The 17,691-nt window shown below is 62.2% G+C and carries 9 protein-coding genes; 2 read left to right on the forward strand and 7 right to left on the reverse strand.

Annotated features, from left to right (window positions below; genetic code table 11):
• Positions 1-653: PE family protein (locus tag MSIMFI_RS08160; protein WP_191496828.1), on the reverse strand; the 653-nt coding region annotated here is incomplete at its 3' end.
• Positions 654-814: 161 nt separating this feature from the next.
• Positions 815-10,777 carry a PPE family protein gene (locus MSIMFI_RS08165; protein ID WP_191496829.1) on the reverse strand — a complete coding sequence of 3,321 codons (9,963 nt, stop codon included), beginning with the start codon at positions 10,775-10,777 and terminating at the stop codon, positions 815-817.
• A 440-nt stretch (positions 10,778-11,217) separates the two neighbouring features.
• On the opposite strand from MSIMFI_RS08165, the gene MSIMFI_RS08170 reads away from it, so the two are divergent.
• Positions 11,218-11,499 (forward strand): PE family protein, encoded by a 282-nt coding sequence (locus tag MSIMFI_RS08170; protein ID WP_191496830.1) that lies wholly within the window; start codon positions 11,218-11,220, stop codon positions 11,497-11,499.
• A gap of 234 nt (positions 11,500-11,733) precedes the next feature.
• Here MSIMFI_RS08170 and MSIMFI_RS08175 read toward each other — a convergent pair whose 3' ends face one another.
• The 4 genes from MSIMFI_RS08175 to MSIMFI_RS08190 all read right to left on the reverse strand — a co-directional run bounded on the left by MSIMFI_RS08175 (position 11,734) and on the right by MSIMFI_RS08190 (position 15,760).
• The gene (locus tag MSIMFI_RS08175; RefSeq protein WP_191496831.1) at positions 11,734-12,072 is read right to left on the reverse strand and encodes a DUF2304 domain-containing protein; all 339 of its coding nucleotides are present in this window, start codon (positions 12,070-12,072) and stop codon (positions 11,734-11,736) included.
• A gap of 13 nt (positions 12,073-12,085) precedes the next feature.
• Entirely contained in the window at positions 12,086-12,811 is a 726-nt protein-coding gene (locus tag MSIMFI_RS08180; protein WP_191496832.1) for a glycosyltransferase family 2 protein, read from the reverse strand.
• Between the two features lie 241 nt (positions 12,812-13,052).
• Entirely contained in the window at positions 13,053-14,213 is a 1,161-nt protein-coding gene (locus tag MSIMFI_RS08185) for a serine hydrolase domain-containing protein (protein WP_191496833.1), read from the reverse strand.
• A gap of 335 nt (positions 14,214-14,548) precedes the next feature.
• A complete protein-coding gene (locus tag MSIMFI_RS08190; protein ID WP_224770245.1) occupies positions 14,549-15,760 on the reverse strand; it encodes a polysaccharide biosynthesis protein in 1,212 nt (403 codons plus the stop codon).
• Between the two features lie 283 nt (positions 15,761-16,043).
• Between MSIMFI_RS08190 and MSIMFI_RS08195 the strand changes: the two genes are divergently transcribed.
• The gene (locus MSIMFI_RS08195; protein ID WP_186245075.1) at positions 16,044-17,153 is read left to right on the forward strand and encodes a DUF475 domain-containing protein; all 1,110 of its coding nucleotides are present in this window, start codon (positions 16,044-16,046) and stop codon (positions 17,151-17,153) included.
• On the opposite strand, the gene MSIMFI_RS08200 is transcribed toward MSIMFI_RS08195, so the two are convergent.
• The gene (locus tag MSIMFI_RS08200; protein ID WP_186245074.1) at positions 17,134-17,622 is read right to left on the reverse strand and encodes an inorganic diphosphatase; all 489 of its coding nucleotides are present in this window, start codon (positions 17,620-17,622) and stop codon (positions 17,134-17,136) included. The genes MSIMFI_RS08195 and MSIMFI_RS08200 overlap by 20 nt on opposite strands.
• Between the last annotated feature and the right edge of the window lie 69 nt (positions 17,623-17,691).

Consider the following 17,691-nt stretch of genomic DNA (forward strand, 5'->3'; position numbering starts at 1 on the left):
CCGACGGCACCCTGCATGAAGGATGCCTGCCCGTTCTGGCCGATCCCGCCGGCCCCGCCGGCACCGCCGTTGCCGAACAGCCAGGCGTTGCCACCGGGACCGCCGGCACCGCCGGCCTGGCCCGTGAAAAGGCCGCGCCCGCCGGCCCCACCCGCTCCGCCGTTGCCCCATAGCAGTCCCGCGTCACCACCGCGACCGCCGGCCTGGCCCGCTGCCCCCGGTGCGCCGTTGCCGCCGTTACCCCATAGCCATCCGGCGTTGCCGCCGGCCTGGCCGGGCGAGATCCCGTTGGCGCCGTCGCCGATCAGTGCGCGCCCCGTCAGGGCTAGGGATGGCGCGTTGACCAGATCTAGGAGCTGCTGCTCAGCCACGTTGGTCGCCTCGGCGGCCGCATACGCGCCCACACCCCCCTGGAGGTTGCGCACAAACTGGTCATGAAACCGTGCCACCTGCGCGCTGAGCGCCTGATAATCCTGGGCGTGCGCCCCGAAAACCGCCGCGATGGCCGCCGACCCCTCGTCGCTGCCTGCCGCCGCCCCCGCCGTCGTGGAGAATGCGGCTGCCGCATTAGCCGCGCTAACCGCCGAGCCGATGCCCGCCAAATCGGCTGCCGCCGCGTTGATCATCTCTGGTACGGCGTAGACAAACGACATCTGTCTCTCCTACTACTTGCTCGTAGGGCTCTTGTAGGTTATTCCGACCGACCCTCGCGCGGACTCAAATGCGTTCATCCTGCCGGGGCGGCCTTCGGCAGACATTCGGAAGTCATGAAATGCGCTGGTCGCAGTGGCTGCGGCGCGATTCCACACCCGGGTCATGACCCCACCCCGTTGTTGAAGAAGCCGGACAGCCGCGTGCCAATGTTGCCGAAGCCGGAAACGTACGCCTGCATCAACAGGTCCAGCACGCTCGCGTTGTAAAAGCCTGAGAGGGAGTTGCCCAAGTTCGCAAAGCCCGATTGCAGGTTGCCGAAGTTTTCGAAGCCGGAATTTCCGTAACCAGCAACATTGAAGAACCCCGAGTTCTGGCTGAAGGCGTTTCCGATACCCGATAGAGCGCCAGCGGCGTCATTGAAGAAGCCTGATACGCCACCGGCCCCGGAGTTGAAGAAGCCGGACGACGGGGAACTGCTCGAATTGAAGAATCCCGGAGTTTGCTGCCAGCCGAAGCCGAAGCTGAAGGGGCCCACGGAGCCGGCGCCGGGATCAAAGCGTTGCGAGAGAACCATGTCTATCGGGGTTTCGGGGTTAAGCTCGCTCAGATCGCCTGTGAATGGGCCGATGTGTTGGGTGGTTATCAGTTGTGTCTCCGTGAAACCGAATAGGCAGTTGCCGGTAAAGGGGTCGAATAAGGTACAGATGAATACTTCCAAGCTGATGGGTATCGAGAATTCTTCAACGGTGAACATTTCCTGCGTGACGGCATTGATGGCGCCGCGGATAGGTATTTCGATATTGCTATCGACAGCGTAGCTCCACGAGATTTCGGGAATGGTGGTCTGGTAGGCGAAACCGCCTAGGCCCTGGTAGTCGCCTCGCCAGAAGGCGCCGTTGCTGTAATTGCCCGAAATGAAGAAGCCGGTGTCGACATTGCCGGAGTTTCCGACCCCCGTGTTGGAGTTGCCTGTGTTGAAGTAGCCGGTGTTGTAGCTGCCGGGGTTGAAGCCACCGGTGTTGTAGTTGCCTGTGTTGAAGCTGCCGGTATTGGTGTTGCCTATGTTGTAGAGGCCGGTGTTGTAGTCGCCGGCGTTGCCGATGCCGGTGTTGACGAGGCCGGTGTTGAAGAAGCCCGTATTGGTGCTGCCGGCGTTGCCGATGCCGGTGTTGTAGCTGCCGGAGTTTCCGATGCCCCAGTTGCCGGTGCCCGAGTTGAAGAAGCCGATGTTGTCGGTGCCCGAGTTGAACAAGCCGAAGTTGCCGCTGCCCGTGTTAAAGGCGCCGAATCCCACTTTCATGTCGCCGCTAAGGCCAATGCCGATGTTTGCGTTGCCGGTGTTGCCAATGCCGATGTTTGCGTTGCCGGTGTTGCCGAAGCCGATGTTGAAGCTGCCGGTGTTCCCAAAGCCGAGATTTTGGACGGCGGCCGTCAGCGCGGGGCCTGAGTTTCCGAATCCGATGTTTACGCTGCCGATGTTTCCGCTGCCGAGGTTATAGCTGCCGATGTTCCCGCTGCCGAAGTTGTAGCTGCCGAGGTTGCCGCTGCCGAGGTTCCCGAGTCCGAGGTTTGCCAGACCCAGGTTTAAGGTCGCCGCGCTCGGCCCGTCCTGCAACCACCCGGCCAGGTTGGGGCCGACGTTGTAGACGCCCGAGCCATTGGCCGGAGTTTCGAGGCTTCCAAGGCCCGTGTTGAACAGGCCCGAGACGGTGTTGCCCAAGTTCGCCCAGCCCGATTGCAGCGAACCGTAGTTTTGGAATCCGGAGTTTCCAATGGCCGCGGTGGCGACATTGTAGAAGCCCGAATTGTTGCCGAAGTTTTGCAAGCCCGAGGCGCTGCCGGTGCCCCAGTTCAGGAAGCCCGACGACGGGCCGGTCGTGGCGTTGAAAAAGCCCGGTTGCGGCGCAAGGTTGATGAGCGGGATGTGGGCGGGGCCCGAGCCGCCGGTGCCCACGATGTGTATGACGGTTGAGCCGTCAGGATTTCCGATGTTGATGTTCACCGCGGGTTGGGCGCCAAAGGTGATGACGATGGGCGTGTTCAAGGGTGCCGAGTCATCGCCGCCGTGAATATGGATGGGGCCCATCGGAGCAGTGATTGTGCCCTCGAATATGCCCAAATCGAGGTTTCCTCTGGCGTTGATTACCGGAATAGTGATGGCGGGAATGGAAATGTCGGTGATGGTGCCAACGATGGGTATGTTGACGGGAACGTCGACAGTGAGGAATGCGGACATTCTGTCAACCGAAATGGTGTAGCTGGCCGCCAACAGCCCCTGCCTGTCGGCGCGCCAGAAGAAGCCGTTGTTCTCGTTCCCGCGGATGAAGCCGCCGGTGCCAAAGTTGCCGGCGTTTGCGATGCCGGTGTTGTAGTTGCCGGTGTTGTAGGAGCCGGTGTTGTAGTCACCCGGGTTGCTGGTGCCGGTGTTGTAGTTGCCGGTGTTGTAGGAGCCGGTGTTGTAGTCACCCGGGTTGCTGGCGCCGGTGTTGAAGTTGCCGGTGTTGAAGAAGCCCGTGTTGTAGGTGCCCGCATTTCCAATGCCGGCGTTGCCGGTGCCGGAGTTGCCGATGCCGAAGTTGCCAGTGCCCGAGTTCCCGATGCCGACGTTGTCGGTGCCCGAGTTCAAGAGGCCGATATTGCCGGTGCCCGAGTTCAGGGCGCCGAAACCGATCTGGCCAGTGCCGGTGAGCCCGATGCCGATGTTGCCGTCACCGGTGTTGCCGAAGCCAAAGTTGCCGCTGCCGGTGTTGCCGAAGCCGATGTTATGGCTGCCGTTGTTCCCGAAGCCGATGTTGCTGCTGCCCAGGTTACCGAATCCGAAGTTGTTGCTACCCAGGTCGCCGAAACCGAAGTTTGCCGCACCGTTGTTTCCGAGGCCGAAGTTGTAGGCGCCGATGTTGCCGCTGCCCAGGTTGAAGTCCCCGAGGTTTCCGCTGCCCACGTTTAATTGGCCTAGGTCCGCAAGACCCAGGTTCAAGATTGTTGTCCCGGTCGGGCCGCGGAACACGCCCGCCAGGTCGGTGCCGGTGGTTGACCAGCCCGATACGTTGGCCGCCGTCGTCAGGCTCGCCGTGCTGGTGTTGTGGAAGCCCGAGGCGACGTTGCCCAAGTTTGCCCAGCCCGATTGAAGTGAGCCGAGGTTTTGCAAGCCCGAGTTTCCAGCACTTCCCAAACTACTGTTCCAGAAGCCCGAGTTGTTGCCGCCGATGTTTCCGAAGCCAGATGCTGAACCGGTGCCGGAGTTGAAGAAGCCCGACGAGGGGCTGGAACTCGAGTTTCCGAAGCCCGGGGCGGGCGGCATGTCGAGAAGCACGATTCTGATGGGGCCAAAGCCGCTGCGGATTGCGATCGGCAGCGAGGTAGTTGGTCCGCCGATGGTGACATCGATCACCGGCAGGGTACCGGTAATGGGCGGAATGATGATGGGTCCGATGGTGTAGTCGGCGATTCCGGCGCCATTGATGACGATGGGTGAAATGGTGAACCCGTCGTCGAGAGCAAAGTTGCTGAGATCCAGGTAGATCGGGATATTAATGGGGATGTTTAGATCCAAGTTCACCAGCGGGAATTCAGGAATGTTGATTTCAGCGTGAGCCCCCCACAGCCCCTGGTAATCGCCGCGCCATAAGACGCCGTTACTATAGTTACCCGCGTTGAAGGCGCCGGTGTTGACATTGCCCGAGTTTGCCAGCCCGGTGTTGGTGCTGCCGGTGTTGTAGATGCCGGTGTTATAGCTTCCCGCGTTGGCGATGCCCGTGTTGGTGCTGCCGGTGTTGTAGCTGCCGGTGTTGTAGTTGCCCGGGTTGGCTATGCCGGTGTTGGTGCTGCCGGTGTTGTAGCTGCCGGTGTTGTAGCTTCCCGCGTTGGCGATGCCCGTGTTTCCGGTGCCCGGGTTCCACAGGCCCCAGTTTCCGGTGCCCGAGTTCCCGATGCCCATATTGTCGATGCCTGGGTTGCCGATGCCCCAGTTTCCGGTGCCCGAGTTGAACAACCCGATGTTTCCGGTGCCCGAGTTGAACAGGCCGACGTTGCCGGCGCCCGAGTTGAACAGGCCGATGTTGCCGCTGCCCGAGTTCAGGGCGCCGAAACCGATCTGGCCAGTGCCCGTGAGCCCGATGCCGATGTTGTTGTCGCCGGTGTTCGCAAACCCGATGTTGTTGTTACCGGTGTTCGCGAAGCCGAGGTTGTTGCTGCCCGCGTTCCCGAAGCCGAGGTTGTAGTTGCCCAAGTTTCCGGGTCCGATGTTGCCGCTGCCGGTATTGCCGAAGCCGAAGTCGTGGCTGCCGATGTTGCCGCTGCCGAAGTTTGCGGTGCCGACGTTTCCGTAGCCGAAGTTGAAGGCGCCAATGTTGCCGCTGCCGATGTTGCCGTTGCCGACATTTGCCAAGCCCCAGTTAGTCAGCGGGTTGGCAAGGACGAGACCCGCGAGGTTGGTGCTGGTGTTCGTGCTCGTATTGAGGAAGCCCGAGACTGTGTTACCGAAGTTGGACACGCCCGACACCAACTCGCCGAAGTTTTGATAGCCCGAAATTCCCGAGGTGCCAGAGCCGAGGTTGAAGAAGCCGGAAATGTTGCCGCCAACATTTCCGAAGCCCGATACTGTCCCGCTGCCGGAGTTGAAGAATCCCGACGACGGCGTGCTGGTCGTGTTTCCGAATCCGGGACCGGCCGGGACGTCGATGGGCGGGGGCCTGACAGGGAGCAGGCCGCCGGTGCCACCGATATCGATCAGGGGGCCCGGGCCGGTACCGATATTCACGCCGATCGGGGGCAGGGCGATCGTGATCGTAGAGATAGTGATCGGCGCGACATCGATGAGCCTCGCCGGAATGCCGCCGAAAAACTCCGCATCGACAACGACCAACGGGAGGGTGAAGGACGGGACGGTGACGGTACCAAGTGTGCCGCTGATGGGGATATCGAGGTAGATCGGTACATGGAGGTTCACGGGGATGGCGGTGTCGGGGATGGTGCTGGTGCTGCTATAGCCCGACAGCCCCTGGTAATCGCCCCGCCAGAAGAGCCCGTTACTGTAGCTGCCGGAGATGAATGCGCCGGTGTCGACATTGCCCGAGTTCGCCAGGCCGGTGTTGTAGTTGCCGGTGTTGAGGTAGCCGGTGTTGTAGGAGCCCGGGTTGAGGCCCCCGGTGTTGAAACTTCCCACGTTGAAGCTGCCGGTGTTGTAGTTGCCCGCGTTGCCGAGGCCGGTGTTGACGTTGCCGGAGTTGAAGAACCCGGTGTTGGTGCTGCCGGTGTTGCCTAAGCCGGTGTTGGTGCTGCCGGTGTTGCCGATTCCGAAGTTGCCAGTGCCCGAGTTGCCGATGCCGACGTTGTTGGTGCCGGAGTTGAATAGGCCGATGTTGCCGGTGCCCGAGTTCAGGGCACCGAAGCCGATCTGGCCAGTGCCGGTAAACCCGATGCCGAAGTTGTTGTTGCCGGTGTTGCCGAAGCCGACGTTGCCGTCACCGGTGTTGCCGAAGCCGATGTTGGCGCTGCCGGTGTTGCCGAAGCCGATGTTGTGGCTGCCGGTGTTGCCGAAGCCGAAGTTGCTGCTGCCGATGTTGCCGAAGCCGAGGTTCGCATCGCCGAGGGCACCGAAGCCGAAATTGTAATCACCCAGGTTTCCGAACCCCAGGTTGTATGCGCCGATATTCCCCAATCCCAGGTTGAACATCGACGCGCCGGCCACCTGGCTGTGGAAGAAGCCCGCGAGGTTGCTGCCGATGTTTTCCATACCCGAGACGCTGGCCGGCGTTCCGATGCCGGTATTGAAAAAGCCCGAAACGGTGTTGCCCAGGTTCGCCAGCCCCGATTGCAGCGCACTGTGGTTTCTGAAGCCCGAGGTTCCGAAGTTCGCGACGTTCTCAACGCCCGAGATGTTGGCGCCGATGTTGGCGATGCCCGATACGGTTCCGGTCCCGCGGTTGAAAAAGCCGGAGGACGGGCTGGTGGTGGAGTTGAAGAAGCCAGTGGTGGCCGGGATGTTGACCAGCGTCCAGTCGACGGGGCCGACGCTGGCCGTGAAGGGGACCCGCACCACGGTTGAACCCTCGGGGTCTCCTATGTTGAACGAGATCGAGAGGCCTAAAGCCTTGATTGGCGGCACGGTGACGGAATTGATTTCGCCGTGCGCGATTGGGAGTGCCCCGATGGGGACGCTGGAACCGAAGTTGACGTCCCGAAGAGTGATGCCGCTGAAGAGCGTCTCGGTGACGCTGGCTGTAATGGGGATATTGATGGGAACATTCACGTCGACATGTGCGGGAATTTCGGGAACGTGGATCGTGTAATTAGCGCCCCACAGGCCCTGGTAATCGCCCTTCCACAAGAGCCCGTTGCTGTAGTTGCCGGAGATGAACGCGCCGGTGTCGACATTGCCCGAGTTCGCCAGGCCGGTGTTGTAATTGCCGGTGTTGAGGTAGCCGGTGTTGTAGGAGCCCGGGTTGAAGCCGCCCGTGTTGAAACTTCCCACGTTGAAGCTGCCGGTGTTGTAGTTGCCCGCGTTGCCGATGCCGGTGTTGACGTTGCCGGAGTTGAAGAAACCGGTGTTGACGCCGCCGGAGTTGAAGATGCCGGTGTTGGCGCTGCCGGTGTTGCCCATGCCGGAGTTGCCGCTGCCGGTGTTGCCGATGCCGACGTTGCCGGTGCCCGAGTTGCCGATGCCGACGTTGTTGGTGCCGGAGTTGAATAGGCCGATGTTGCCGGTGCCCGAGTTCAGGGCGCCGAAGCCGATCTGGCCAGCACCGGTGAGCCCGATGCCGTAATTGTTGTCGCCGGTGTTGCCAAATCCGACGTTGTTGTTGCCCGTGTTGCCGAAGCCGATGTTGCCGCTACCGGTATTGCCGAAGCCGATGTTGCCGTTGCCGGAGTTGCCGAATCCGCAGTTGTTGTTGCCCAGGTCGCCAAAACCAACGTTCGCGTTGCCGAGGTTTCCGCTGCCGAAGTTAAAACTTCCGAGGTTTCCGCTGCCTACGTTCAGTTGCCCGAGGTTTCCGAAACCCAGGTTGAACGTCGACATCCCCGCCACCTGGTCGTGGAAGAAGCCGACGAGGTTGCTGCCGGTGTTGTAAAGACCCGAGACATTGCCCGGCACCGCGAGGCCCGCCAGGCTGGTGTTGGACAAGCCCGAGACGCTGTTACCCAAGTTTGCCCAGCCCGATTGCAGCGAGCCGAAGTTTGCGAAGCCCGAGTTTCCCATTGCGCTTCCAAAGCCGCTGTTCCAGATGCCCGAACTGTTACCGCCGAAGTTTTGGAAACCAGATGTGCCACCGGTGCCCGAGTGGAAGAATCCCGACGAGGGGCTGGTAGTCGAATTTCCGAAGCCGGGACCCGCCGGAATGTTGAGGAACGTAATCGTGCCGCCCTCGAGGGCGCCGACAATGCTGATGGGGAGGGTAACGTCTGGTCCGCCAATGGTCAGTGTGACCGTGGGAGCAATAACACTTGAAGCGCCGAGAACGACGGGGCCAAAAAAGAAAAGACCGCCCAGGTAGTCGATTCGAGGGAAAACCGACCCAGGTACCGTGAGAGGTATGGTCATGCCGCCCAGGATCATTACCTGATTTACGGGCATAATCATCTGCATGTTTATGGGCATGTAGGGAATAGTTACCGAGAGATTGATGGCAATCTGGCCCTGATTATCGCCTAACATGAAGAAGCCGTTGTTGAAGTTGCCCGTGTTGAAAGCGCCCGTGTTAACGTCGCCCATGTTGAAAATGCCGGTGTTAATGTCGCCCGGATTGAAGTAGCCGGTGTTGGTGTTACCCGGGTTTGAGCACGCTGAGGTGGTGGTGGCCGCGTTTGAGCTGCCGGTGTTGTAACTGCCGGTGTTGTAAAAGCCCGTGTTGACGGTGCCGGCGTTGTAGAAGCCCGTGTTGTACTGGCCCGCGTTGCCGATGCCCGTGTTTCCGGTGCCGGGGTTCTCGACGCCCCAGTTTCCGATACCTGCGTTCAGGAGGCCCCAGTTCCCAGTGCCCGAGTTCGCGATGCCGACATTTCCAGTGCCCGCGTTGAAGAAACCTATGTTGTTGGTGCCTGAGTTGAAGAGACCGATGTTGCCGGTGCCCGAGTTCAGGCCGCCGAAGCCCACCAGGTTGCTGCCGGTAAACCCGATGCCGAAGTTGTTGTTGCCGGTGTTGGCGAAGCCGGTGTTGCCGCTGCCGGTGTTGCCGAAGCCGATGTTGTTGTTGCCGGTGTTGGCGAAGCCGATGTTGCCGTTGCCGGCGTTGCCGAAGCCGAAGTTGTGGCTGCCCAGGTTGCCGAAACCGAGGTTTGCGTCGCCGAGGTTGCCGCTACCGAAGTTCTGGCTGCCGCTGTTGCCGTCACCGAAGACGTTATAGCTGCCGAGGTTTCCGCTGCCGAGGATGTTGTAGTCGCCGAGGTTTCCGCTGCCGAAGATGTTGTAGTTGCCGATGTTTGCGTTGCCGAGGATGTTCCCGACGCCCTCATTTGCGAAGCCTAGGTTGAGCAGTGTTGTGCGGAGGAAGAAGCCCGACACGTTGTTTCCGGCGTTAAAGACGCCCGAGACATAGGCCGGCGTCGCGATGTTCACCAAGCTCAAGTTGAGGAGGCCCGATATGGTGTTGCCCGAGTTCAACAGGCCCGATTCCAGCACCCCGATGTTTGCAAAGCCTGAGTTACCGATTGCCCCTAATGAAGAGTTGAAGAACCCAGAATTGTTGGCGCCGAAGTTAAAGAAACCCGACGCGCCACCGGCACCGCTGTTGAAAAAGCCCGACGACGGGACTGTGCTCGAGTTACCGAAGCCTGGGCCCCCAAAAAGAAGGCCCTGGTGATCGCCTCTCCACAAGATGCCGTTGCTGTAGTTGCCGTAGATGAAAGCGCCGGTGTTGACATCGCCCGAGTTGGCGAAGCCGGTGTTGTAGTTGCCGGTGTTGAAGTAGCCAGTGTTGTAATCGCCGCTGTTGAAGCCGCCGGTATTGCTGCTGCCCGGGTTGAAGCTGCCGGTATTGTAGTTGCCCGTGTTGCCGATGCCGGTATTGGCAATGCCGGCGTTAAAAAAGCCCGTGTTGGTGATACCCGAATTGCCAATTCCAGTGTTGTAACTGCCCGAGTTTCCGACGCCGAAGTTTCCGGTGCCCGTGTTGCCGATGCCAATGTTGCCGGTGCCCGAGTTGAACAAGCCGATATTGCCGGTGTCCGAGTTCAGGCCGCCGAACCCTGCCAGGTTGCTGCCGGTAAGCCCGATGCCGAAGTTGTTGTTGCCGGTGTTGGCAAACCCGGTGTTGCCGAAGCCGAAGTTTCCCAAGCCAAAGTTGCCGCTGCCGGTGTTGCCGAAGCCGATGTTGTGGTTGCCCGTGTTGCCGAAGCCGATGTTGCCGCTGCCGGTGTTGCCGAAGCCGATGTTGCTGCTGCCGATGTTTGCGGAACCAAAGTTGTAGGCGCCGACATTCGCGTTGCCGATATTGGGGAAGCCGACGTTGGCGAAGCCGAGGTTGAAGGCCGTCGGGCTCAGCAAGGTGGCGGCTGCTGCCGGGGCGGCTCCAGGTCCGGTGGCTGGCGGCGCGCTGGCAGCGGCGGTGTTGGCCAGGCTAGCGCCGACCGCAGTCGCAGCGCCGCCCACCTGGTTCTGCAGGTTCGCCAGCAACCCGGCGGCGAACGGCGTCAACTCCGAGACGGCGCCCGAAGCCGCGGCATGGTAGCCCAACATTGCGGCCACATCCTGGGCCCACATCTGTTCGTACTGAGCCTCAATAGCTGCTATGGCCGGCGCGTTTTGGCCTAGCAGGTTTGAGAGCACCAGCGACACAAACTGCGAGCGGTTGGCCGAGATGACCGAAGGGCGAACCGTCGCGGCCAGTGCTGCCTCGAACGCGGCCGCCGTCACGCGGACCTGCGTTGCCGCTTGTTCGGCCTGTATCGTCGCCGCGCTCAGCCACTCGAGATAGGGTGCCGCCGCGCGCGTCATTGCCGCCGACGCCGCCCCCTGCCATGAGAAGCCCGTCAGGCCCGAAATCACCGACGAAAACGAGGCCGCGGCGGAACCCAACTCGGTGCCCAGACCCTGCCAGCCAGCCGCTGCATTCAGCATCGGTTCCAATCCGGCGCCGAAAAACAGGCGCGCCGAATTGATCTCTGGGGGCAGCACCGTGTAATTCATCCCAGTCCTTAACGGGATCTCTGGCGGCGGCCGCGATGGCCGCCGATGCTATCAGATCGTGTTGGGCATGTGTTTGATAATGATCTGCCAACTTTTTGCAAGAAATTGCTGATCAACGGGCTGGTCTCCAAACGACCGCGAATCGATCGCGCGGAGCCAAAATCCCAAAGATCCCAAGATTCTTGTCACAGCCGATGTGTAGGCAATGTGTAACGGGCGGGCCTTCGGTAATCGTGTGTTAATCGTGAAATCAGCAGGCCAGGCTGAGGCGATGCCGCCGGTAATCCGGCCTCCGACACCACTACGACCAGTTAGGCGTCCCCCATACCGATGCACCTGGCGGTTCGGCACTGGCGGCCGCGAGGTAATGCAGTGCTCACCTTGCAAGCTGTCGATATCAGGAAAACTTCATCAACTCCGAAACCACCGGCTCCATCTTGTTGACAAACATCGTTCATCGCCAGACGGCTGAGGAGGAGTATGTCGTTCCCAACAGTGTGTCAACAGAGTCACTGGCGGCGGCCGCGTTGGACGTGGAGCGCATCGGTTGGGCCGTGGCCGTGGCGAACAAGGCTGCCGCGGCGGCGACAACCGGGGTGGTGGCCCCTAATGCCGACCAGGTGTCGATCGACGTGGCGCCGTTATTAGGTGCGCCGGCACGGAGCGATCAGGTGCTGAGCGCCCAGGCGATGCTGTTTAAGACCAATTTGCCAGCGCGGTGAGGGGTGGCGCTGGCGCCCATCTAAGCGCCGAATCGGCCAACGTCGAGCGAGCCGTGCTTGGTTTGGTCAACGCCCGGACGCAGGCGTTGCCGGGGCGGCGCAACACCACCCGCCCAGCCGCCTCGACGCACAACAACAGTGCGATTTCCCACCCCAACGAGTGGACGTCGTTGTTCGCCTTACAGCGCTCCTCCTCGCGTCGCATGTGGCTCGGGCCCGCCCGAAATCGTGGGACTAGTTGTCCGGCGCCTGTGCGGTCTCCAATGCGACCGCGCGGGCGAGTCGGGCATAGCGCAACTCCAGATCCTTGAACCGCATGTAGGTGCTCAGTGTGGTGAAACTGAACGCCATGATCAGCGCGTAGAGCATCAGGTCGGTGCCGCGGCGCCCCCCGAACCAGGCCGCGACCACCGTAGTGTCGTCGGGTCGCAGCACGGCATAGATCCCCGCCAGCACGAATACGACATAGCCGACCTTGACCCAGGCCCGAGCCCGCGCGCTGCGGCGGGACCGCAACAGGAAGACCAACAGCGCCATGATCGACCCGATCAACAGCACCTGGATCCAGTTCATCTTGTGGTCCTTTTCATCTACGTATCCTCCCTCGCAGGAACCCGTCGAAAATGATGTTGACGCCGTTGAGCAGCGGCTGACCCTTCGACTTGGAGTACGCGGTGTAGAGCACCTCGACGGGCTCTTCGGCTACGCGCCAACGGTTTTCGGCGATCAACATAACGAACTCACTGGCATGGCTCATGCCGCTCATCGTGATGTTCAGCCCGTCGGCCACCGTCTTGTTGAACACCCGCAGGCCGTTGTTGGTGTCGGTCAGACCAAGCCGGCGACCGCGCCGGCTCAACCGCGCGGCGGTCTGCAGCACGATCCGTTTCAGTAGCGGCGGCCGGTTGACAGAAGCCTGGTCCAAGGCCCGCCCGAACCGTGTTCCGATCACAACGTCGACGTCACCCGCGGCAAGTCGGTCGATCATCGCGGCGAGGTCTTTGACGCGGTGCTGGCCGTCGGCGTCGAACGTGGCGAAGACCTGGGCGCCGGGCTGCTTGCGGGCGTACTCCACGCCGGTCTGGATGGCCGCCCCCTGGCCCAAGTTGATGGGATGGCGCACCAAGTGAGCCCCGGCCCGCACGGCGATGTCACCGGTGCCGTCGGTGCTGCCGTCGTCCACGCACACGACGTGGTCGAAGACCGACCGAACATCGGCGATCACCTCGCCGATGACGGCGGCTTCGTTAAAGGCAGGGATGACGACCCAGACGTCCGGGTAATGCGTTTCAGTGTCCAATGTCAAGGCCATTTAAGCCCACAAGGTACACGTCGGTCGCAGGCGCGGCTGTGGCAGCAGTCGCCGTGGCGGTGATTACCGTCAATGCACGGCGACACCACCACGGCCGCAGACCGCGATGCGGTCGATGAGGAGTGCAGGCGGATCGAGGACGCGCTGTGCAAGGGCGGTACGCACGGAGCGCTTCATGGCCCTCGGTGAGTACGAGATGGCGAATTGGTCATGCGGTGAGGGCGGATGAGAGCCTTGGTTGCTAGGGGTATTCCACGGGAGCCGGCGGCCACGGGTGGTCGGGGCTGATGATCCTCGCAATATCGGAAACGAGGTTCCAACCACCTATAACGGTGGCATTCGCGCTGGTGTTGATCAGTACAACCATTGTGATGTGTTGGGAGGGCAGGTTGTAGGCGTAGGCCTGGAAACCGGGGAGGTTTCCGTTGTGGCCTATCCACCCGTTTTCGTTTTCAACTCCAAGCCCGTAGAGCGTGCCGTAGCCCTCTGACGGTGCGGGCAGAAATTGCTCGCGTTCGCGCTGGGTGGCCGGTGAAAGCAGTTTGCCGGTGGCCACATTCAGCGCCCATGTATGCAAGTCGTCAACGGTCGAGATCATCTGTCCCGCGCCCTGGCCCCATGACGGATTCCAGTCGGTCGCGTCCACGATCGTGCCGTCGGGAGTGCTGGCGTAGCCGCGCGGATGCGGTGACGGGATCTCCGAGCCGGTGGGGAACACCGTATGGGTGAGGCCTTCGGGTCGGCTGATGTGCTCATCGAGGTAGGCGGGCAACGGCTGGCCGGACACCTTTTCCACGATCACGCCTAGCAGCGTGGTGTTGGTGTTGTTGTATTGGAATTTGGCGCCCGGTGCGAATACGGGTGGATGGCTGAAGGCGATGTCGAGCAGTTCTTGGGGCGTCCATTGGCGCTGCGTCGCCGGGCCAGGGCCCGAGGGTTTGACCCCAGCCTCTTCCGAATAGTCGTAAAGTCCGCTTCGCATTTCGGCTAATTGGCGGATTGTGACGGTATCCCCATTGGGGACACCGGCCACATATTTGCCGACCGGATCATCGAGGCCAATTTTCTTTTGATCTACCAGTTGCAAAATGGCGGTGGTGATGAAGACCTTCGTAATGCTGCCGATACGCATGTAGAGATCAGTAGTCATGGGTTCGCCGCTGGCCGTGTCGCGCACCCCGAACGCCCGGACGAAGGGCTGGGCGCCATCCTGCCAGACGCCGACGATCGCACCCGGGATAGAGCCTCGCTGCATCGATTTGGGGATCGTGTCGGTGAGTTGACTCACCAAGCTGGCAGGCTGGGGTCCGGACACACCACACCCCGTCGGCACCGTCACAAGGATCGCTACCGCTGCGATCGCGGCCTGCCACCGCGCCGACCATCGCCTCTTTTCAGTCATCACGCTCCGACCTGTGCCTGCAGGTTTGTGCCCCCGACTCTCTCGTCTGCCTCGCGGGCCCGGGGATGCGGGTTCGCATCTTATGCGGCCTCCTTGTGAGCTACTACGCGCGGCCTGGTGGTGGACGGTACGGGTGGTGCCGGCGGTTGGGACGGCGACGGCGGTAGGGGCGGCGACGGCGGCCTAGCCGGCAAGGGCGGGAGCGGCGGCGCCGGCCTCGCCGTCGGCGCCAATGGTGATGACGGCATCCGGGGCGACAGCGAACCGGCGGTACTGGCGGCAAATGCGCAGTCTGTGTCAAGTCGGGCAACAAGAACTCTGTGGGTACCTACCGTTCAGCGATACGCGCCCCCGGCGCGCGCCAATGCCATCAGATGCACGGCGATGCCGACCAGCGGACCGCATAACAGTCCGACCACAGTGCGGGTCTCCAGGGCGAGCGGCAGCAGCAGCAATAGTCCCGACGCCACCGTCGCCCCGACCCAGCCCAGCGAGTACGCCCGATGCAACGCGGCCGCCACCGTGGCGGCGCCCGTGAGCGTCAACATGGCAATCGCCCCGGCGGCCCCGGTGAGCCAGGCCAGCAACGAGCTGCTGGCGTGGTACTGCGGCCCGAACCCAACACGCAGCAGCCAGGGTCCGACCATGCCCGCCGCCAGCACCCCAACCGTGCCGATGCCGCCGATAAGCGCTGCCGGCGCAACCAACGCCCGAAGCCGATGGGTGCTTTCGTCAACGAAATGGGCGATCAGGTTGCCTTGCATGCCCGTCAGCGGCACCAGCAGCGGTGCACGGGTCAAGGTCACCGCCAAGATGACGACGCCGCCTTGCGCACCCAGCTCAGTGGCGGACGTCAGCTTCAGCAACACCGGAAATCCCATGATCAGGATCGCGCTGGCCCCTGCCGCGGTGATCGAGTGGGCGGCGCCCCTCAAGAACGTCGCGGTAGTACCCGGTGTCATCAGATGGGCCGCCGCACGTGCCGTCGGGGAAGTCAGCAGCATGATCAGCCACGCCGCCGCACCCGCGACGGTCGCCCACAGAAAACCAACCAGCCCCCAGCCGATGACGAACGTAGCGCTGGCCACCGCCACCCGGATGATCGCGTCAGTCATCATTAGCGCGCCGTACTGACTCCACCGGTTGGTGCCGGCCAACATGCCCAGCAGGGTGGCGTGTAGGCAGAAACCGGCCAGCCCAACGCTGAGCAGCCCCACCGACAACCAGCGCTGCTCGGCGAACACCCGCCCGCCCCACAACGGCGAACTGCCGGCGATCACGACCGCTGCGGTGAGGCCGACCATCCCGGCGACCCGCAGCGGGTGGACGCGACCGCCGTCCGGCAACACCTCGAGATAGCCCATCGAGCGCACCTCGCGGGTGGTTTCCTGCAGCAGACCGTTGGCGCAGCCGGTGACCAGGCCGAAGGCGCCCCAGAACACCCCGAATATCGAGAAGCCGCTGGGGGCCAGGTCGCGGGCGGCCAGGTAAATGACCGAATAGCCACACAGCGCCGTCACCGCGGTGGCGGTACCGACCCGCGCCATGCTGCCGCGCGCGATCGGTCCCGCTGGTGCGCCCGCCGAACCGCCGACTTCCGTCACCGTCGAAATACTAAGCGGGATGACTCAGCACCGTGAACTAGCTAAGCCCGCCCCGCCGTGAACGCGCCGAGTTGATTTCCGGTGGCAACCACGAGAACTCCGCAATCATGGGTAACCGATTCTCCTTCGCAGTGATGCATCTGGTAAACGTCGGTTCACTGCGTAGTGACCGGCCGTGAGGTGAGGGCCATTGTGGCGGAAGCCGGAAGGACTCAGTGAAAATCCATTGACAACGTTCCGCATTTTCGGCTTCTCGCTGGCGGTCACCGTGGCGGCTTTGGTCATCGGATACCTGCACGGTGGGCCGACCGCACTGTTCTTGCTGACGGTGCTGGGCGTGCTCGAGGTGTCACTGTCGTTCGACAACGCCATCATCAACGCCGCGGTACTGAAGCAAATGAGTCAGTTCTGGCAACGGATGTTTCTGACCATCGGGATTCTTATCGCGGTCTTCGGAATGCGACTGGTGTTCCCGTTGGCCATCGTGTGGCTGAGCGCGGGCCTCGATCCGGTCCGCGCGATGAAGCTAGCGCTTCACCCGCCGCCGGGCGGCGCGCTGGAATTTCCCGACGGCTCGCCCAGCTATGAAAAACTGATCCATGCTGCCCACCCGCAGATTGCAGCCTTCGGCGGCATGTTCCTGCTGATGTTGTTCCTGGACTTCGTTTTCCACGATCGGGATATCAAGTGGCTCAAGTGGATTGAGGGCCCGTTCGCCCGCATCGGCCGGCTCGGTCAAGTGCCGGTGGTGGTGGCCGGTGTGTTGTTGATCTTCGCCGGCACCCATTTGACACACACCGGTGACGGGCGCGCGACGGTCATGACCGCAGGTGTCCTGGGATTGGTGACCTATCTCGTCGTGAACGGTCTGAGCCGTGCGTTTCGGCCGTCGGGGGTGGAGGAACGATCTTCGGGTCAGATTCCCGAGGCTACCGGGGCAGTCGGGAAAGCCGGCTTCACGCTATTCCTATATTTAGAGGTGCTGGACGCCACGTTCTCTTTCGACGGAGTCACCGGAGCCTTTGCCATCACTACGGACCCGATCATCATTGCGTTGGGCCTTGGCCTGGTGGGCGCGGTGTTCGTCCGGTCGATCACTATCTTTCTGGTCCGCCAGGACACCTTGGACCGGTACGTCTACCTGGAACACGGCGCGCACTGGGCGATCGGCGCGCTGGCCGTGATCATGCTGCTGTCCATCGACCACCGATTCCAGATCCCGGAGTGGATCACCGCGGCAGTGGGCGTTGTCTTTATCGTCGCGGCATTCACCGAAAGCGTGTGGCGCAACCGACGAGTCGCCAGCGCACGTGCAATCAGTGCCCGTTCGTCTTGAACCGCTCGATCGACCGCTGTACTTCGGCTTCGGCTTCGGCGCGGCCCACCCAGTCGGCCGCCTTGACGAACTTGCCCGGCTCCAGGTCCTTGTAGTGCACGAAGAAATGCTTGATCGCGTCTAATTCGAATTCCGGAACGTCGCCGATGTCCTGGATGTGGTCCCAACGGTGGTCACCGGCCGGCACACATAGCACCTTGTCGTCGCCGCCCTTCTCGTCCACCATCCGGAACATTCCCACCGGCCGCACCTCCACCAAAACGCCCGGGAACAGCGGCTGCGGCAGCAGCACCAGCGCGTCCAGCGGGTCGCCGTCTTCACCCAGCGTGTCCTCGATGAATCCGTAGTCGGTCGGGTAGGCCATCGGGGTATAGAGGTAGCGGTCCAGACGCACCCGCCCCGTCTCGTGGTCCACCTCATACTTATTCCGCTGGCCCTTCGGAATTTCGATGGTCACGTCGAATTGCACGGGTTGGCTCCTTCGGGGACAAGCGGTTAGGTCAAATGCGTCGGGGGACACCCTAGTCGAGCCGGTACC

The organism is Mycobacterium simulans, from assembly GCF_900232995.1.
Lineage (GTDB): Bacteria > Actinomycetota > Actinomycetes > Mycobacteriales > Mycobacteriaceae > Mycobacterium > Mycobacterium simulans.

Bases quoted from the DNA above. Each gene is read 5' to 3' on its own strand.
- MSIMFI_RS08175 (WP_191496831.1), bottom strand. From the start codon at position 12,072: ATGAACTGGATCCAGGTGCTGTTGATCGGGTCGATCATGGCGCTGTTG.
- MSIMFI_RS08165 (WP_191496829.1), bottom strand. From the start codon at position 10,777: ATGAATTACACGGTGCTGCCCCCAGAGATCAATTCGGCGCGCCTGTTT.
- MSIMFI_RS08190 (WP_224770245.1), bottom strand. From the start codon at position 15,760: ATGGCGCGGGTCGGTACCGCCACCGCGGTGACGGCGCTGTGTGGCTAT.
- MSIMFI_RS08180 (WP_191496832.1), bottom strand. From the start codon at position 12,811: ATGGCCTTGACATTGGACACTGAAACGCATTACCCGGACGTCTGGGTC.
- MSIMFI_RS08185 (WP_191496833.1), bottom strand. From the start codon at position 14,213: ATGACTGAAAAGAGGCGATGGTCGGCGCGGTGGCAGGCCGCGATCGCA.